The organism is Gilliamella sp. Fer4-1 (assembly GCF_001690515.1).
Taxonomy (GTDB): domain Bacteria; phylum Pseudomonadota; class Gammaproteobacteria; order Enterobacterales; family Orbaceae; genus Gilliamella; species Gilliamella apicola_C.
This window is the reverse complement of sequence record NZ_LZGZ01000293.1, coordinates 1-2,218: the sequence shown is the minus strand read 5'-3', so window position 1 is coordinate 2,218 and position 2,218 is coordinate 1. Positions and strand designations below refer to the sequence as shown.

Sequence of the window (2,218 nt, the reverse complement as noted above, 5' to 3'; positions counted from 1 at the left end):
TATCGTTAAATATCGCTTTCACTTTTTTACTAAGCTCTTTGTCTGTTTTTTTACTGGTTAATGGTTGTTGATAATAAAATCGATTTCTTGACACTTGTAAACATCGACATAACGCACGTAAGCTATATCGATGTTGATTCTCGGTGATTAATTTGATTTTCGTCCTATTATCAACGCCGCTTGCTTTAGGATGTCATTCTCCATTAACAATCGCTTATTCTCTTTACGTAGGGCTATGAGCTCATTTTCTTGAGCACTACGATTAGCTTGAGCTGTAAACTCACCAGTGGTTTGATATTGCTTTATCCACTTATCTAATGCGGATTTAGTCAGGTTTTATTCGGTGACAATATCCGCTCGTTTTTTGCCATTTTGGTATAACATTACCCTCTGTTTTTTAAATTCATTACTAAAACTGCGTTTTTCTCTTCTTGAAATGAGATTTGTCATTGTTGGTTCCTTTTATTTTTTAGTTATCATCACAATGACCTTATTAAACTGGTACTAATTAGTGTAGCCTGTCCAATGCAATCGGGAGACAGTATTGAGGCAGAAATACTGACCGTGTTAATTTTGGCATTAACGCTAGAGGTCACAAAAAGGGTCGTTAATAACATCATTGAGGTCTGTTTAAGGTTCATCCTGACCTCGCTGCTTGATAAGCTGTAAAGCAATCGAAACATCGGACTTGCCATAAACCACATAGCGATTATCTTGAATCACCGCGGGAATTTTAATAACACCTAATTGATAAGCCGCTAATGCATCTTGTAAAGTCTGTTTCATGTTTTTTGGTAGCTGCTTCCTAACGTCGTTAATCGTTCTTTGACGAGTTGTTCAGCCTGTACAGGATCATTTGGCAGATTGTCAGATAAGGAAGCATGAAGCTTGATGCTGTCATCCAGCATAATGATTTTGGCATTATCGGGGATATTGTGCAGAGGATGTACACTGTCCGTCACGATAGTGACTGAAGCGTAAGCATTTAAGCTGCATAGCAGTAAGCTGATGATAAGTAATATAGGGTTGATTCTCATGGATTGCCTTCAATGTAATTGCAATGCATGAGATTTAAACGGAATTAGGCGTTTTGAACGAGGTTAAATAGAAAATAGGGAATGTTTATTTTTATATGTGAAAATGGAGTTATAATACTAATGCCCACAAGTGAGCATTAGTATTATATAAATTGATTGTTATTTGAAACGTTCTTCTAGTATTGGTTTTAAATTTCGACGACCATCTATCACCATTTGAATAACTACTATTTTTTTGTTTTCATTAATTTGATAAATGATTCGATAGACTTTAAAACTAATTTCCCGATAACTAACCTTCTGAGTACCATAAAACTCTGCTAGATTTGCACATCGTTGAGGAAACATTTCAAGTGTTTTAATAGTTTTTAAAAGTTGATTAAACACATATTTTGCATTTTCAATACAATCATTTTTTTTGATGTAATTATAAATATGCTTAATGTCTCGTTCTGCACTTTTAACAATGACTACGCTATAATTAACCGTCATCGTTAATTCTCGCTGTCTGCCGCTAAAATTTCATCAAAGACTTCATCGACTGAACGATATTGCCCTTGTTCCATTTCTTGAGCAGCAACAAGCAACCGTTGTAACATTGCAATTTTGTGCATTTGCTCGTCATAATCATTAACTTCCATTAAAACGGCTTTAGCTTCACCGTTTTGTGTAATAACAAAGGGTTGACGTTCCTCTGCTAACTTGCTCATGACTTCGCCTGTATTATTTTTCAAATACGTGATAGATTTAACTTGTCCACTTAATTGCATCATAGACTCCTTATTGGAAATTTAACTCATTTAATTATATACCTAATTAGGTATTAAAAAAATACTTAGTTATATTTGTTTTACACACCAAACATAACTTCTCTCGTCGTATTACAAATCATGAGGTTCTTTTGGAATAGATAGAAGAAAGCACCCAAAGGGTACTTTCTTAATAGTTAAAACCTAATTAAATGATGAAGTGACTTAGCCTTTAGGGGAATTAATAATCTTTTTATCAGTAAGATAAACGGGATATAAACCACCTTGTAACTACCCCCTAAAATAGTACAGCAAAAAAGTAGAAAATTCTCTATGATAAAAGTAAAAGAGGATTCAATTATGAAAAAAATGACTGAACATCAAATCGTCGCTATTTTAAAAGAAGCTGAAGCAGGTATTCCTGTCAAGGAA

The 2,218-nt window shown here is 34.1% G+C and carries 2 protein-coding genes and 1 pseudogene; all 3 read right to left on the bottom strand.

The genetic code is table 11. The annotated features are described in order from the left end of the window. Positions 1 to 630: 630 nt before the first annotated feature. Positions 631 to 1,037, bottom strand: a pseudogene (locus A9G30_RS13385) (TIGR03757 family integrating conjugative element protein). A 159-nt stretch (positions 1,038 to 1,196) separates the two neighbouring features. Beyond that, positions 1,197 to 1,529: a type II toxin-antitoxin system RelE/ParE family toxin gene (locus A9G30_RS10170; protein WP_065588883.1), complete on the bottom strand. Its 333-nt coding sequence runs from the start codon at positions 1,527 to 1,529 to the stop codon at positions 1,197 to 1,199. Positions 1,530 to 1,531: 2 nt separating this feature from the next. Beyond that, positions 1,532 to 1,807 (bottom strand): type II toxin-antitoxin system Phd/YefM family antitoxin, encoded by a 276-nt coding sequence (locus A9G30_RS10165; RefSeq protein ID WP_065588882.1) that lies wholly within the window; start codon positions 1,805 to 1,807, stop codon positions 1,532 to 1,534. Positions 1,808 to 2,218: the final 411 nt, after the last annotated feature.